The 14,894-nt window shown below is 42.5% G+C and carries 13 protein-coding genes, 1 tRNA gene and 1 pseudogene; 4 read left to right on the top strand and 11 right to left on the bottom strand.

Features of this window, described 5'->3' with window-relative positions; all coding sequences use genetic code 11:
• Positions 1-104: 104 nt before the first annotated feature.
• The 7 genes from vex3 to HMPREF3057_RS06080 form a co-directional block, all read right to left on the bottom strand.
• Positions 105-1,484, bottom strand: coding sequence for an ABC transporter permease subunit Vex3 (gene vex3, locus HMPREF3057_RS06110; protein ID WP_000903007.1), 1,380 nt, complete (start codon positions 1,482-1,484; stop codon positions 105-107).
• Positions 1,485-1,534: 50 nt separating this feature from the next.
• Positions 1,535-2,182, bottom strand: a complete 648-nt coding sequence (gene vex2, locus HMPREF3057_RS06105) for an ABC transporter ATP-binding subunit Vex2 (RefSeq protein WP_000173737.1) — start codon at positions 2,180-2,182, stop codon at positions 1,535-1,537.
• 12 nt (positions 2,183-2,194) lie between these two features.
• A complete protein-coding gene (locus HMPREF3057_RS06100) occupies positions 2,195-3,472 on the bottom strand; it encodes an ABC transporter permease (protein WP_049518933.1) in 1,278 nt (425 codons plus the stop codon).
• A gap of 394 nt (positions 3,473-3,866) precedes the next feature.
• Positions 3,867-3,952 (bottom strand) — tRNA-Leu (locus HMPREF3057_RS06095).
• An 80-nt stretch (positions 3,953-4,032) separates the two neighbouring features.
• The gene (locus tag HMPREF3057_RS06090) at positions 4,033-4,608 is read right to left on the bottom strand and encodes a cysteine hydrolase family protein (protein ID WP_001029648.1); all 576 of its coding nucleotides are present in this window, start codon (positions 4,606-4,608) and stop codon (positions 4,033-4,035) included.
• Positions 4,608-5,396 (bottom strand): GTP-sensing pleiotropic transcriptional regulator CodY, encoded by a 789-nt coding sequence (gene codY / locus HMPREF3057_RS06085; protein WP_000940726.1) that lies wholly within the window; start codon positions 5,394-5,396, stop codon positions 4,608-4,610. The genes HMPREF3057_RS06090 and codY overlap by 1 nt, the downstream gene beginning before the upstream one ends.
• A 283-nt stretch (positions 5,397-5,679) precedes the next feature.
• Positions 5,680-7,257: a degradosome RNA helicase CshA gene (locus HMPREF3057_RS06080; RefSeq protein WP_070696896.1), complete on the bottom strand. Its 1,578-nt coding sequence runs from the start codon at positions 7,255-7,257 to the stop codon at positions 5,680-5,682.
• Between the two features lie 349 nt (positions 7,258-7,606).
• Here HMPREF3057_RS06080 and HMPREF3057_RS06075 point away from each other — a divergent pair, with 349 nt between their 5' ends.
• From HMPREF3057_RS06075 to HMPREF3057_RS06060, 4 genes are all read left to right on the top strand, one after another.
• Positions 7,607-8,923 carry an FAD-containing oxidoreductase gene (locus HMPREF3057_RS06075; protein WP_000958907.1) on the top strand — a complete coding sequence of 439 codons (1,317 nt, stop codon included), beginning with the start codon at positions 7,607-7,609 and terminating at the stop codon, positions 8,921-8,923.
• Between the two features lie 99 nt (positions 8,924-9,022).
• Entirely contained in the window at positions 9,023-10,366 is a 1,344-nt protein-coding gene (murT, locus tag HMPREF3057_RS06070) for a lipid II isoglutaminyl synthase subunit MurT (protein ID WP_049477945.1), read from the top strand.
• On the top strand, positions 10,366-11,148 hold the full coding sequence (gene gatD, locus HMPREF3057_RS06065) for a lipid II isoglutaminyl synthase subunit GatD (RefSeq protein WP_049477946.1): 783 nt from the start codon (positions 10,366-10,368) through the stop codon (positions 11,146-11,148). Before murT ends, gatD begins: the two co-directional genes overlap by 1 nt.
• Before the next feature lie 127 nt (positions 11,149-11,275).
• Positions 11,276-12,358: a M24 family metallopeptidase gene (locus HMPREF3057_RS06060; protein ID WP_000040916.1), complete on the top strand. Its 1,083-nt coding sequence runs from the start codon at positions 11,276-11,278 to the stop codon at positions 12,356-12,358.
• A gap of 40 nt (positions 12,359-12,398) precedes the next feature.
• Here HMPREF3057_RS06060 and HMPREF3057_RS06055 read toward each other — a convergent pair whose 3' ends face one another.
• From HMPREF3057_RS06055 to HMPREF3057_RS06040, 4 genes and pseudogenes are all read right to left on the bottom strand, one after another.
• Positions 12,399-12,860: an ECF transporter S component gene (locus tag HMPREF3057_RS06055; RefSeq protein WP_000814995.1), complete on the bottom strand. Its 462-nt coding sequence runs from the start codon at positions 12,858-12,860 to the stop codon at positions 12,399-12,401.
• Complete coding sequence (locus HMPREF3057_RS06050) at positions 12,838-13,611, bottom strand: bifunctional hydroxymethylpyrimidine kinase/phosphomethylpyrimidine kinase (protein ID WP_000794752.1); 774 nt, start codon at positions 13,609-13,611, stop codon at positions 12,838-12,840. The genes HMPREF3057_RS06055 and HMPREF3057_RS06050 overlap by 23 nt, the downstream gene beginning before the upstream one ends.
• Positions 13,601-14,350, bottom strand: a complete 750-nt coding sequence (truA, locus tag HMPREF3057_RS06045; protein ID WP_000199159.1) for a tRNA pseudouridine(38-40) synthase TruA — start codon at positions 14,348-14,350, stop codon at positions 13,601-13,603. Before truA ends, HMPREF3057_RS06050 begins: the two co-directional genes overlap by 11 nt.
• 99 nt (positions 14,351-14,449) lie before the next feature.
• Positions 14,450-14,894 (bottom strand): annotated as a pseudogene (locus HMPREF3057_RS06040) (MFS transporter); the annotation flags it as partial.

Here is a 14,894-nt window from a genome sequence, read left to right as displayed (position 1 = left end):
GACGTGGTTTGAATTTGATTTTCGAAGAGTCCTTATCAAGACAAAACAGATAAAAATGCTACCTATATTATACCCCATTTAGGGGAGAATAGGTAGCAAGTTTTTTATTCGCTATCGAGCAAGAGTTCTTTTGGTTGTTTTCTAAGGAGATTGCTTGAAGCAAGCGCCATAACGAGAACCACTAGAACCAAAGCAAGGACAAAGACGATGATAAAGTCTGATGTCTGAATGGAAATGTCTAGGCTCGACAAGGTCTTGCTAAAGCCGTCTACTTCTGCACCACCACCAAGGTTAGAAGCTTGAGCAGCCTTACTGGCTTGCTTGGCAACACCTGAAGTGACATTGGCAAGAACAGTATTTCCGATTGCACGGGCTGTGTAGTTGGCTAGGAAGTAAGCAGAAACAAGAGCAGGGATGGCAATCAAGATCGATTCGGTGATGAATTGCCCCAAGATACTTGCCTGCTTGAGACCGATAGAGAGGAGGATTCCCACTTCCTTGCGACGGGCATTGATCCAAAGACTGAGCAAGAGTGCAAGGAGAAGAACTGAGAAGCTCAAGCTACCCCAAAAGAGGAGGTTGGCCATCTTGTACATACCAGAGATGGATTGCTCTAGAGCTGGGTAGTTAGAGGAGCTCTTCACAAGTGTGTAGCTCTTCCAGTTGATACCGCTGATACCATTCAACTCTTTCATGACGTCATCCAAGTTCTTGTCCGCTGTTACAAAGAAGGTTGCGTCCCCATAAATAGCTGTGTCTTCTGTGTATCCATAAAGTTTTGCAGCAGTGTGAATGTCTGTGATAGCTGTGTTTTCATAGAGTTCTTGTGAGTAGGTTACTGCTGACTTATTGTGACCATCAAAGAGTCCCTTGATTGTCACTTCAACTGTTTCTTTGGCCCCTTTTTCATTGTCTGCATCATAGACATTAGAGTCCAATTTGACCTTATCTCCGACTTTCCAACCGTGTTTGGCTGCCAAGTCCTTGTGCATGAGGATCTTGTCCTTGTCGTCGTTGGTTAGGTGCTCACCTTCAACTAGCTTATATGAGCCAGAGACAAACTTGTCTTCTTTAGAGGAGTCATTGACACCTGTAATCATCAAACTGCTTCCAAACCGTTTGGCACGGTCTGCAGTGAGATTTTTCTTGGTTTCTGGCGTTTCAATGAGGTCGTATCCAGTCAAATCTCCGATAACGTTGATGCGTTTAACATAAGACTCGATGGCCTTATTTTCGGTGATTTTTTTGATATCCTCACCCTTAATATTCCCAGAACCACGTGGCGTTCCTTGATTGACGCGACGATTGATTTGCATGGAGAAACTATTGGTGATATTTTTAAAGGTCTCCTGAGAGGCCTTGGCAGTAGCTCCCTTGATCGACAAACCGACCAAACTCAAGCTCGCCATGAGGAGAATAATCAGGAAGATAACAATCGATTTGAAAAACTTCCTTGTAACATAGGCAAATGCGTTGTGTAACATAGGTTCCCTTTCTAGATTTGATTTCATAATTCTATCAAAACAAGCTCATCTTATTTTGTAGTGTTGCGAGTTTCAGTCAGTTTCTTGTCCTTCAATTCAAGTGTAATATCTGACGCTTGTGCCACTTCTTTACTGTGGGTGACGACGATCACACATTTACCTGTTTTCTGGGCAAGTGATTTGAGCAGTTCGATAATATCTCCAGCAGTTTTAGGGTCCAGATTTCCTGTTGGCTCATCAGCTAGAATAACTGGAGCTTCTGAGACTAAACTGCGAGCGATGGCTACACGTTGCTGTTGACCACCTGATAACTGGAGAACGTTCCGCTTGATCTGACTTTCATCCAAACCAAGCTCAAGAAGTGTATCCTTGCTTGCTTTTTTGTTGACCAAGCGGATATTTTCCAGCGGAGAAAGATAATCTATCAAGTTATAATTTTGAAAGACCAGGGAAATATGGTGCATGCGATGGTATGAATACCCCTTGTTCCGAATGTCCTCTCCTTGGAAAAGGATAGAACCTTCAACAGGACTATCTAGACCAGCCAGTAGGGACAAGAGAGTGGATTTTCCTGCTCCTGACTCACCAATGATACTATAAAATTTTCCGGGTTCAAAATTATACTTGATCTGATATAAAACTGCTTCAGCAGTGTTCTTATAACGGTAGGTAACATCTTGCAATTGTAATAAAGTCATGATTTCTCCTTCTTAACTAATAGATGATAAAATTTCTTTCGGCGATTTTCTAAATAGAAATACGAAACAAAGGGCTACAGACAAGCAACCAATCAGGAGCAGAAAGACATAGGATTCTGCAAAGGATAGGAGACTGGTTGATAGACCACTTGCTTTGGCCAGCGTGTCCTGTAAGGTTGCCTGATCTCCACTGGCTAGTACAGTTTGGAGTAGATAGGATGTGATGGCATTTCCAGCGATAAAGGATGGAAGCAAAGCTCCAAGTGATACCAAAACTACCTCTAAACAGAACTGGAGGAAGATCGAACTCTTGCCTTTTCCAAGTGCCAGAAGAATCCCCACTTCGTAGACCCTTTCTCTCAACCAGAGAGACAATACCAAAATTAAGGCTCCTGCTCCAGCTATCAACATCCCATAAAGAAAGATGGTCAGGAAGGTTTGGAAGGTTGCCACTGAGTCTTTGATTTGTTCAAAGGCCTTGTTTTCCTTCTCAACTTGGTAGCCTTGACTTTCTAAAGCCAAGTTTTCTACCTGCTTCATGAGTCCTTCCATTTCCTTAGGATTTTCTACATAGAAGCGCGCTGCACTGACTTGCGGTTCACTATTTCCCAGAAGCGTTTGGCTGCTTTCATAGTCTGTAAAGACCTGGTTTTCACTGAAATCGGAAGACAAGCCTGTGAACTTTTCTTGTTTTTTACCAGAAAAGATGCCGACAATTTCAAACTCTACTGTTTGCCCTTTTCCAGCTTCGGATTGACCAGCATCCAAGCGAATCTTGTCGTGAAGCGAAAGACCGTTCTTCTTGGCCAACTCTTCGTGGATAAGGATTTTCTTGGAATCCCCTTTTTGAAGGTGTCGCCCTTCTTTTATATTGAAAGCCGAACTGGTAAAAGTGACATCCTTGGATGAATCTTCAAGAGCCGTTAAGCTAACCAAGTTCTTGTCTGCAGCTGACAAATCATCACGTTCTACGCTCTGCTCACCACTCACCGCTTCCTTGTCTTTCAGTTTTGCGACCGTCTCAAGTTCAGGAGAGACATTTTCCAGTCCCTTAATCTTGCTCACGGATGCTAGGTCCGACAACTTGAAGGTCTGTCCATTTTCTATCTTTTTGATAGAAAAAGATGTGTTGAGTGATTTGTAAAGATTGCTTTCTACTGTTTTGTTGGACTTCATCAGAGTCAAACAGGCTGAAATTCCTGCTAAAAGGACAAATAAAATCAGAAATAAAATAAAACTTCTCAGTCGTTTTCTGCTGACATAAGCCCAAGCTCTTTGGATTGGATTCATTTGTCACCTCCATGTTTGTAAGACTATTATAAAATCCAAATATGAAATGTTTATGAAATCAAAAATTTTTTTTGATTTATTTTTTGAAAAAACAAAAAAGCTAGCAAACGCTAACTTTTCTTCATATATAAGGATAAATAGTACCAATCAAAAATCTACTTCATTTTAAAAATGATAGTCACATCTTTCTGATTAGTATTTTTCCATTTCCTAAGTTCTTCATTTTCTGACTAGTGTTTGAGGATATTCTTGATAGAATGAAATAGTGAACTCAGTTTAAATGTTCTGATACAATGAACTGTTCTTGATGCCAATATTTTTCTATACACGAAACGTAGCCTCTAGTCTTCTTTGTAAAAACAAAAAGAGCTAGCCAAAGCTAACTCTTACCCTATGCGGAGAGAGGGACTTGAACCCTCACGACCTAAAGCGGTCACAGGATCCTTAGTCCTGCGCGTCTGCCAATTCCGCCATCCCCGCGTCGATTACTTTACTAGTATATCAACTTTCAAAATCTTTGTCAACACTTTTTTCAGATTTTTTTCATTTTTCCAACCGGCTTATAGTTCAATTTCAGCAAGGTTTTCATCCAGTAATTTTGCTCCCAATGTGTTCTTAAAATGCCCAAGAGCAAACAGATGATTTTCTGGCCAAATAGAGGCAACCGCAGGTTTGACAACTTCAATGTCATAACCTAAATTGTAGGCATCAATAGCCGTATGAAGGACACAAATGTCAGTCAATACACCGGTCAAAATGACCGTATCTACCCGACGTTCCCGCAAACGGATATCTAAGTCCGTTCCTGAAAATGCTGAATAGTGACGTTTGTCCATCCAAAAGACGCGACTATCCGCCTCATGCTCAGCATAAAAGTCAGCTAGGGGGCCATAAAGGTTACGACCACTAGTTCCGATGATGTTGTGTGGTGGAAAGAGCTTGCTTTCTGGGTGGAATGTATCCTTCTCTTCATGAGCATCAATGGTAAAAAAGACATAGTCTCCACGATCAAAAGCTAATCTGGTTGCCTGATCAATGGCTTTTGATATTGCTTGAGCGGGAGCGCCAGCAGTTAGCTTTCCATGGTCTGCTACGAAATCCTCTGTATAGTCAATCGAGATTAAAGCTTTTGCCATTAGTAGTCCCTCTTTTTCACTTCCTCAAAAATATCACTAATTAGAACTTTGAGATAAGTCCCCTTCATTCCTAATGAGCGACTCTCAATAATTCCCGCTGACTCCAGTTTACGAAGCGCATTGACAATCACTGAGCGTGTAATGCCAATACGGTCTGCAATAACAGACGCAGTCAGCTGCCCTTCATTTCCATCCAATTCAGCTAAAATAGCTGATACGGCACGAAGTTCTGAATAGGAAAGGGTGTTGACCGCCATGGTAACAGCCGTACGACGGCGAATATTTTTCTCATCTTCTTCACGTTGAAAGTTCAATAGTTGAATTCCCACAACCGTGCTCGCAATCTCGACAAGAATCAAATCTTCATCTTCAAATTTCTTATCATTGCGCCAAATGATTAACGAACCTAGGCGAATCCCTGATACATGAATCGGAGCAATAGTTGTCAACCCATCTGGAAAGTCCGCACGGCTCTCCACAGGGAAAATGGTCAAATCATGTTCAACAGGAAGATTTGCTTCCGTATCATAAATCATGTTCGCCCCTTGTACATAGACCTCAGGGAAGGTTTTGGTTTGGAAGAATTGTTCTACACGGTCATTATTGGTCTTATAACGCATAAAGTAGCCCAAGAGACGTCCCTTGTTATTCACAATACAAGCGTTACAGTCAATAATATCAGCTAACTGGCGTGTGATCGCATTGTAAGGAAGTTCATCTTGGAGTTGCTCCTCAGAGCGCTTTAGAATAGACGTGATTTTTCTTGTTTTTTCTAATAAATGTGCCATTTTTTACCTCGCATATAATCGCTTCCATTATAACATAGAAAAGTCTTTATTTCAATAATTATCTGAAAATTGCTTATTTAATTGCAATTTTGAACAGCAAAAATATTTTAGAAAAAAAAGCGATTTTTTTATTGACATCCTATTTTATTTTTGATATTATAACATTATAAGAAGATGACATGATAAATCCCTTTCCGTTTCACCTATCCTTTACTATCACCATCTTCTTTTACTATCGGTCTCCTTATATATAAAAGCGATTCACACTGTGAATCGCTTTTTTCTATTTGTCTCCTTTGTTACGAATAACAAAGCCGGTCTTCTTTTCGCTTGAAGTGTTGCGAGGTTTTTTATTGTCTTTATTACGGTAACGTCTGTCTTTATCAAAACGATCGTTCCCACGACTGCCTTTTTTGAAATCATCACGGCGACCATTGCCGCGGCGATCACGGTCTCGACGGTCGTCCCCACGACGGCCTCCACGACCTCCCTTAGCTTTTCCACCGAATCCATTACCTGATGGTTTAAATGGCAGTGGTTTTTCACGCGCAATCTCCACTTCAGGAAGGCTGTCTGGATCTTGGACTGTCAGACTCAAGATATACATAGCCAATTCTTCTGGACTAAATTCTGCAGCTAACTTACGAGCATCTTTAGCAAATTTCTCAAAGTTCCCACGAATGGCTTCGTCTGCGAAGTCTCGTTCGATTTTCTTGAGCGCTACTTGTTTCTTAGCTTGGAAGGCTTCTTCTGCTGTCGCTGGTTTCAAGCCTTTCATGCGTTTCTTAGTCAAGGTTTCGATGATTTGAAGGTAGCCCATTTCATTTGGTGCTACGAAAGTAATAGATTGACCTGACTTACCAGCACGACCTGTACGACCGATACGGTGAACATAACTTTCAGGATCTTGTGGAATATCGTAGTTGTAGACATGGGTCACACCTGAGATATCCAAACCACGTGCTGCAACGTCTGTCGCAACTAGAACATCAAGATTCCCATTTTTGAAATCACGAAGGACACGAAGACGTTTGTTCTGGTCTAAGTCACCATGAATCCCTTCTGCACGGAAGCCACGGATTTTAAGTCCACGAGTCAATTCATCTACACGGCGTTTGGTACGACCAAATACGATAGCAAGCTCTGGTTGTTCCACATCCATAAGACGTGTCATGGTATCAAATTTCTCTTGTTCCTTGACACGGATATAGTACTGATCTACCAATTCTGTTGTCAATTCCTTGGCAGCAATCTTGACATGCTCAGGGTCTTTCATAAACTGAACACCGATACGTTTGATAGCATCTGGCATGGTTGCTGAAAAGAGCAAGGTTTGACGATTTTCAGGGACACGGGAAATGATGGCTTCAATGTCTTCAAGGAAGCCCATGTTGAGCATTTCGTCCGCTTCGTCAAGAATCAGAGTTTCAATATCTTGTAATTTCAAGGCCTTGCGTTTAATCAAGTCCAAGAGACGGCCTGGTGTTCCTACCACGATGTGGGCACCAGATTTAAGAGCTTTGATTTGTTTTTCAATGCTGGAACCACCGTAAACTGAGCGAACTTTCACTCCCTTGCTACGGCCAAAACGGAAGAGTTCCTCTTGACTTTGGACAGCGAGTTCACGAGTTGGAGCGATAACCAAGGCTTGGATGGTCGCTTCTTCTGTACGGATTTTTTCAAGGGTTGGCAAGCCAAAGGCTGCAGTTTTTCCTGTACCTGTCTGAGCTTGACCAATAACGTCTTTTCCTTCGAGAGCCAAGGGAATGGTCTGTTCTTGGATGGGACTGGCTTCTACAAATCCAGCTTTTTCAATCTCTGCTAGCAATTCAGCAGACAAGTTAAATTCATTAAATTTCACGTTATTCTTCTTTCTAAAGGTGGTGCGAAGCCACCCTATAGGGCTTTAGTTTATACTTTTCTTTTCATGACGTATCTTCTACAAAAAAGAGATACCGTGTTGCTTCTTTTCCACGAAAGAAAAGTACTGGTTTCTTTGCAACCTATCTAGTATAACACAAGAGAGAAGCAAAAGATAGCCCAATTTCTCTAGAAAATCATGTAAGCGATTTTCTAGCAGTAAAGTAGCCCGAAACTGGTTTTTCAAAGGATTTGAAGGGAGCATTTCAAACTCACTCCATTTCCCGTAGCAGAATTGTGCAAAAGTTTTTTTCTTGTGCTAGAATGAAATGCGAATAGGAGGACTATAAATGTTAACTTATGATTTAATCGTTATCGGATTTGGTAAGGCAGGGAAAACACTGGCTGGTAAACTAGCTTCAGCTGGTAAAAAAGTTGCCCTTATCGAACGTAGTAAGGCTATGTACGGCGGAACTTGTATCAACATTGGTTGTATCCCAACTAAAACTTTGCTAGTTGCTGCTGAGAAAGATTTGTCTTTTGAAGAAGTCATTGCTACCAAAAATACTATCATTAGTCGCCTCAATGGTAAAAACTATGCGACTGTTGCTGGTACAGGTGTGGATATCTTTGATGCGGAAGCTCACTTCCTTTCAAACAAAGTCATCGAAATCCAAGCTGGTGATGAAAAACAAGAACTGACTGCTGAAACTATCGTTATCAATACCGGTGCCGTTTCAAACGTCTTGCCAATCCCTGGACTTGCTACAAGTAAGAATGTCTTTGACTCGACTGGTATTCAAAACTTGGACAAATTGCCTGAAAAACTTGGTGTCCTTGGTGGCGGAAATATCGGTCTTGAATTTGCAGGACTCTACAACAAACTTGGAAGCAAGGTTACAGTCCTAGATGCCTTGGATACTTTCCTTCCTCGTGCAGAACCATCCATCGCAGCTCTTGCTAAACAATACATGGAAGAAGACGGTATTGAATTGCTTCAAAACATCCGTACTACTGAAATCAAAAACGACGGTGACCAAGTCCTTGTCGTAACTGAAAACGAAACGTACCGTTTCGATGCCCTTCTCTACGCAACCGGACGTAAACCAAACGTTGAACCACTTCAACTTGAGAATACCGATATTGAACTAACAGAGCGTGGTGCTATCAAAGTAGACAAACATTGTCAAACAAACGTTCCTGGTGTCTTTGCAGTCGGAGACGTCAACGGTGGACCTCAATTTACCTACATTTCACTTGATGACTTCCGCGTTGTCTACAGCTACCTTGCTGGAGATGGTAGCTACACTCTTGAAGACCGTCTCAATGTACCAAACACCATGTTCATCACACCTGCACTTTCTCAAGTTGGCTTGACTGAAAGCCAAGCAGCAGATTTGAAACTTCCATATGCAGTGAAGGAAATCCTTGTTGCAGCAATGCCTCGTGGTCACGTAAATGGAGACCTTCGCGGAGCCTTCAAAGCTGTTGTCAATACTGAAACAAAAGAAATTCTTGGAGCAACTATCTTCTCAGAAGGTTCTCAAGAAATCATCAACATCATCACTGTTGCCATGGACAACAAAATCCCTTATACTTACTTCACAAAACAAATCTTCACTCACCCAACTTTGGCTGAGAACTTGAATGACTTGTTTGCGATTTAAGTTGAGACTGATTTGTTAGCTAACAGCCCTCTTTGGGCTGTTTTTGTTTCTGCGAAATCTCAAAACTGTCTTTTCCCTCTTTTATGATATAATAGAAACATGAAATTAAAAACTACTTTGGGCCTCCTTGCTGGGCGTTCTTCTCACTTCATCTTGAGCCGTCTTGGCCGTGGAAGCACGCTCCCAGGAAAACTCGCCCTTCAATTTGATAAAGATATTTTACAAAATTTAGCTAAGAACTACGAGATTGTCGTGGTCACTGGAACCAATGGAAAAACCCTGACAACTGCCCTCACTGTCGGCATTTTAAAAGAGGTCTATGGTCAGGTTCTGACCAATCCTAGCGGTGCCAATATGATTACAGGGATTACAACAACCTTCCTAACAGCCAAATCTTCTAAAACTGGGAAAAACATTGCCGTCCTCGAAATCGACGAAGCCAGTCTTTCTCGTATCTGTGACTATATCCAGCCTAGCCTTTTTGTCATCACTAACATTTTCCGTGACCAGATGGACCGCTACGGTGAGATTTACACAACTTATAACATGATTTTGGATGCCATCCGTAAGGTGCCTACGGCTACTGTTCTCCTCAATGGTGACAGTCCGCTTTTCTACAAGCCAGCTATTCCAAATCCTGTAGAGTATTTTGGTTTTGACTTGGAAAAAGGGCCAGCCCAACTGGCTCACTACAATACCGAAGGAATCCTCTGCCCTGACTGTCAAGGCATCCTCAAATATGAGCACAATACCTATGCCAACTTGGGTGCCTATATCTGTGAAAATTGTGGTTGCAAACGACCTGACTTGGACTACCGTCTGACAGACTTGGTTGAGTTGACCAACAATCGCTCTCGTTTTGTCATTGACGGACAAGAATACGGAATCCAAATCGGTGGACTTTACAACATCTACAATGCCCTTGCTGCGGTCGCTATTGCCCGTTTCCTCGGGGCTGATTCACAACTCATCAAGCAAGGATTTGATAAGAGCCGTGCTGTCTTTGGACGCCAGGAAACCTTCCATATCGGCGACAAGGAATGTACTCTCGTCTTGATTAAGAATCCAGTCGGTGCAACTCAGGCTATCGAGATGATCAAACTAGCTCCTTATCCATTTAGCCTATCTGTCCTTCTCAACGCCAACTATGCTGATGGGATTGATACTAGCTGGATTTGGGATGCTGACTTTGAACAAATCACTGACATGGACATTCCAGAAATAAACGCTGGCGGTGTTCGTCATTCTGAAATCGCACGTCGTCTACGAGTGACAGGCTATCCAGCTGAGAAAATCACTGAAACAAGCAATCTAGAGCAAGTTCTCAAGACCATTGAGAACCAAGACTGCAAGCATGCCTATATCCTGGCTACCTATACTGCTATGCTGGAATTCCGTGAACTGCTGGCTAGTCGTCAGATTGTTAGAAAGGAGATGAACTGATGGTTTATACTTCACTTTCCTCAAAAGCTAGCAACTACCCTTATCAGCTCAACATCGCCCACCTCTATGGAAACCTCATGAATACCTACGGGGACAATGGAAACATCCTCATGCTCAAGTATGTGGCTGAAAAACTGGGGGCACATGTGACGGTTGACATCGTTTCTCTCCATGATGACTTTGACGAAAATCACTACGATATCGCCTTTTTCGGTGGCGGCCAAGACTTTGAACAAAGCATCATCGCAGGCGACCTTCCTGCTAAAAAAGAGAGCATTGACAACTACATCCAAAACGACGGAGTGGTTCTCGCTATCTGCGGTGGTTTCCAACTATTGGGTCAATATTATGTTGAAGCTTCAGGGAAACGCATCGAAGGGCTAGGGGTCATGGGCCACTATACCCTCAACCAAACCAATAACCGCTTTATCGGTGACATCAAAATTCACAATGAAGATTTTGATGAAACCTACTATGGCTTTGAAAATCACCAGGGACGTACCTTCCTCTCAGATGACCAAAAACCGCTGGGACAGGTGGTCTATGGAAATGGAAATAACGAAGAAAAAATCGGCGAAGGGGTTCATTATAAGAATGTCTTTGGTTCCTACTTCCACGGACCTATCCTCTCTCGCAATGCCAATCTAGCTTATCGCCTGGTTACTACTGCCCTCCGGAAAAAATACGGTCAGGACATCCAACTCCCTGCTTATGAGGACATTCTCAGTCAAGAAATCGCTGAAGAATACAGCGACGTGAAAAGCAAGGCTGACTTTTCTTAAACTAAGGAAAATTAGATAAAAGAACTCCGCTATCCTTTCGGAGTTCTTTTTGCCTGTTCTTTTACCCTTCTCCCTTGCATTTTCTCTCATTTTTTGCCAAAATAGAGGGGTAGAAAGAAGGTAGCATATGTCTAAATTACAACAAATCCTAACATATCTTGAATCAGAAAAACTAGACGTCGCTGTCGTATCTGACCCCGTCACTATCAATTACCTCACTGGCTTTTACAGTGATCCCCATGAACGCCAAATGTTCCTCTTTGTTTTAGCGGATCAGGAACCTCTCCTCTTTGTCCCAGCCCTTGAGGTTGAGCGTGCAAGCAGCACTGTCTCTTTCCCAGTTGTGGGCTATGTGGATTCTGAAAATCCATGGCAAAAAATCAAAAACGCTTTGCCTCAACTTGACTTCAAACGTGTCGCTGTTGAGTTTGACAATCTCATCTTGACCAAATACCATGGTTTGAAAACAGTTTTTGAAACTGCTGAGTTTGAAAACCTCACTCCTCGCATCCAACGCATGCGCCTCATCAAATCAGCTGACGAAGTGCAAAAAATGATGGTTGCAGGTATCTATGCTGATAAGGCTGTTAAGGTTGGTTTTGACAATATTTCTCTTGATAAGACAGAGACAGATATCATTGCCCAAATCGACTTTGCCATGAAACGTGAAGGCTATGAAATGAGTTTTGATACCATGGTCTTGACTGGCGATAACGCTGCAAATCCGCACGGAATTCCTGGTGCAAACAAGGTCGAAAAAGACGCCCTTCTCCTCTTTGACCTCGGTGTCATGGTCAATGGCTACGCATCAGATATGACTCGTACGGTCGCTGTCGGTAAACCAGATCAATTCAAAAAAGATATCTACAACTTGACTCTGGAAGCCCAACAAGCTGCTCTTGACTTTATCAAGCCAGGTGTGACTGCACATGAAGTTGATCGCGCTGCTCGCGAAGTCATTGAAAAAGCTGGTTACGGAGAGTACTTCAACCACCGTCTCGGTCACGGTATCGGTATGGATGTCCACGAATTCCCTTCTATCATGGAAGGAAACGACATGGTCATCGAAGAAGGCATGTGCTTCTCTGTTGAACCAGGTATCTATATCCCTGGTAAAGTCGGCGTTCGTATCGAAGACTGTGGTGTTGTTACCAAGGATGGCTTTGACCTCTTTACAAGCACCAGCAAAGATTTGCTTTATTTTGATTAAACCTAGATAAGCAAAAAGTCAGCTATTGAAGCTGACTTTTTTATTTTATCTTCTTGACACTCTGAAAGACTACAAATCCCACAACCATTCCCAAGGTATTTTGTAGGAAGTTTGGAAGGATTTCTGGCAAGGCTGCTGACCAGCCATTCATTAGAGTTGAGCCCAGAGCGTAGCCACTTACCATGACGATAGTAGCCAAGACAAGGCCTAGCCATTGCCATTTCCCTTTAAAACCTGCAAAAAATCCTTGCAAGCCATGGTTTACCAAGCTAAAGAACATCCACTGTGGAAAGCCTGATAAAAGGTCAAGCAGAAAAGCTGCTAGTCCTCCAACGACGGCCCCTTCTTTACTGCCAAAGTAAAAGGCAGTAAAGAAAATACCTGCATCCAAGAGAGTCAATATTCCTGTTGGCGTTCCAATTTTCAAGTAATAGCCTAGGACCACAGAAAGGGCGGTTAAGAGGGATACAAGGGCGATTTTAGTTGTTTTGGTTTGCTTCATATTGTCTTACTCCATATTGATCTGCTTGTGCAATAGCACGGTAAACGAAAGCTTTCGAGCTCTCTACTGCTGGTAAAAGTTCATCCCCTTTAACCAAGTGACTGGCGATGCTTGAGGCAAAGGTACATCCTGCACCCGCATTTTGGCCTTGAATGACTGGGTTTTCTAGAACAGTGAAAGTTTGTCCATCATAAAAGACATCCACTGCCTTGTCCTGACTGAGGCGATTGCCTCCCTTGATAATAACTGCTGGCGCTCCTAAATCATGCAATTTCTGCGCTACAGCTTTCATGTCTTCCAATGTTTTAATTTCCTGACCAGCCAATAATTCTGCTTCAGGAAGATTTGGCGTAATCACACTGACATGAGGGAAAAAGCGAATCAACTCTTGACAGAGTTCACTAACAGCTACATCGTGCGTTTCCTTGCAGACCAAAACGGGGTCCAATACCACAGGCACTCCTGGACGTTGCTTGATAAAGTCCAAGGCCTTCTCAGCCACACTGACAGTAGGAAGAAGGCCAATCTTAATTCCTGCAAACTCGACATCACGTAAGCTATCCAATTCATGTTGAAAAATGGCATCGTCAGTTGGAAAGACTTCAAAGCCCTTTTCGGTCAAGGCCGTCAAACAAGTCACTGCTACAAAGCCATGCAGACCATTTAAGGTATAGGTAGCCAAATCAGCTGATAAACCACCACCACTAAAAATATCATTCCCAGAAAGGGCTAAAATACGATTATTCTTCATAACGAATCTCCTTTAAATACAAGCCATTCGGTGCAGCCGTTGGACCTGCAAGTTTTCTGTCCTTCTTCTCCAAAATCAAGTCAATCTGCTCAACTGGCATTCGATTATTTCCTATTTTGAGCAGCGTCCCCACCATATTGCGAATCTGCTTATACAAGAAACCATTTCCTGAAAAGGTAAAGGTCAAAAATTGGCCTGTCTCATCAACACTAAGGCTGGCTTCTGTAATAGTCCGAACCTTGTCCTCTACACTGGTTCCAGATGCTGTAAACCCAGTAAAATCATGGGTTCCCTCTAATTTCTTGACAGCTATCTGCATTCGCTCCACATCGAGGGGATAGGGAAAGTGAGTAGCATAGTGACGGCGCATCGGATTTTTAGGACGCCCCCTATCCACGATAAACTCATATGTCTTGCTATGTTTTGCATAACGGCAATGAAAATCATCCGCCACAAGCTTAATTGAAATCACATCGATATCTTCTGGTGACTGGGTATCCAGAGCAAAACGGAGTTTTTCCACATCCATCTGATAGGGCAGATCAAAATGAATAACCTGTCCCAGAGCATGGACCCCACTATCCGTCCTACCAGCACCATGAACAGTGATGGCTTGCCCCTTATTGAGTCTCATTAAGGTTTTTTCGATTTCCTCTTGAACGCTCCGCGCATGAGGCTGGCGCTGAAAACCAGAAAAGGCATAACCATCATAGGAAATGATTGCTTTATATCTTGTCATAACTTCTATTTTATCAGGAAATAAAAGTGTAAACAAGTTTAAAAACCAATAATTGTCTGGGTACAAAATTCCCAAAAATAAAAACTTAGGAAACCAATCCTAAGCTCTCTTTTGAAGTGCGTACATAACAAAGATAGAAGTGACAATCAACCAACATCCTAAAATGGTGAAGACCAACATACCGTTTTGAGTCACCAAGCCAATCGCACCAAGAATAAAAGGTGTCGTAAAGGCCCCAAAGCTACATCCTAGCACTGCAAAAGATGTTGCCTGATTAAGGAGCTTGGCTGGTATTCTTTCAGAAAGAAGCTGAAAGACAGTGGTCAAGGCCACACTGTAGGAAAAACCTGCCACAACACTTCCAACTACCATCACACCCAATGACGGAGACAAGGCAATCACAATCTGCCCCAATCCAAAGGTGATACCCGACCAAAGGAGCAACCTTTCTTTAAACAGAGAGATAAAGAAAGAAAAACTCACACCTGCCAAGATACCAATCAACTGCATGATACTTAAAACCAAGCTCGATAACTGGGCATCC

It is taken from the genome of Streptococcus sp. HMSC072D05 (assembly GCF_001815805.1).
Lineage (GTDB): Bacteria > Bacillota > Bacilli > Lactobacillales > Streptococcaceae > Streptococcus.
This window is presented reverse-complemented; position numbering and strand designations above follow the sequence as displayed.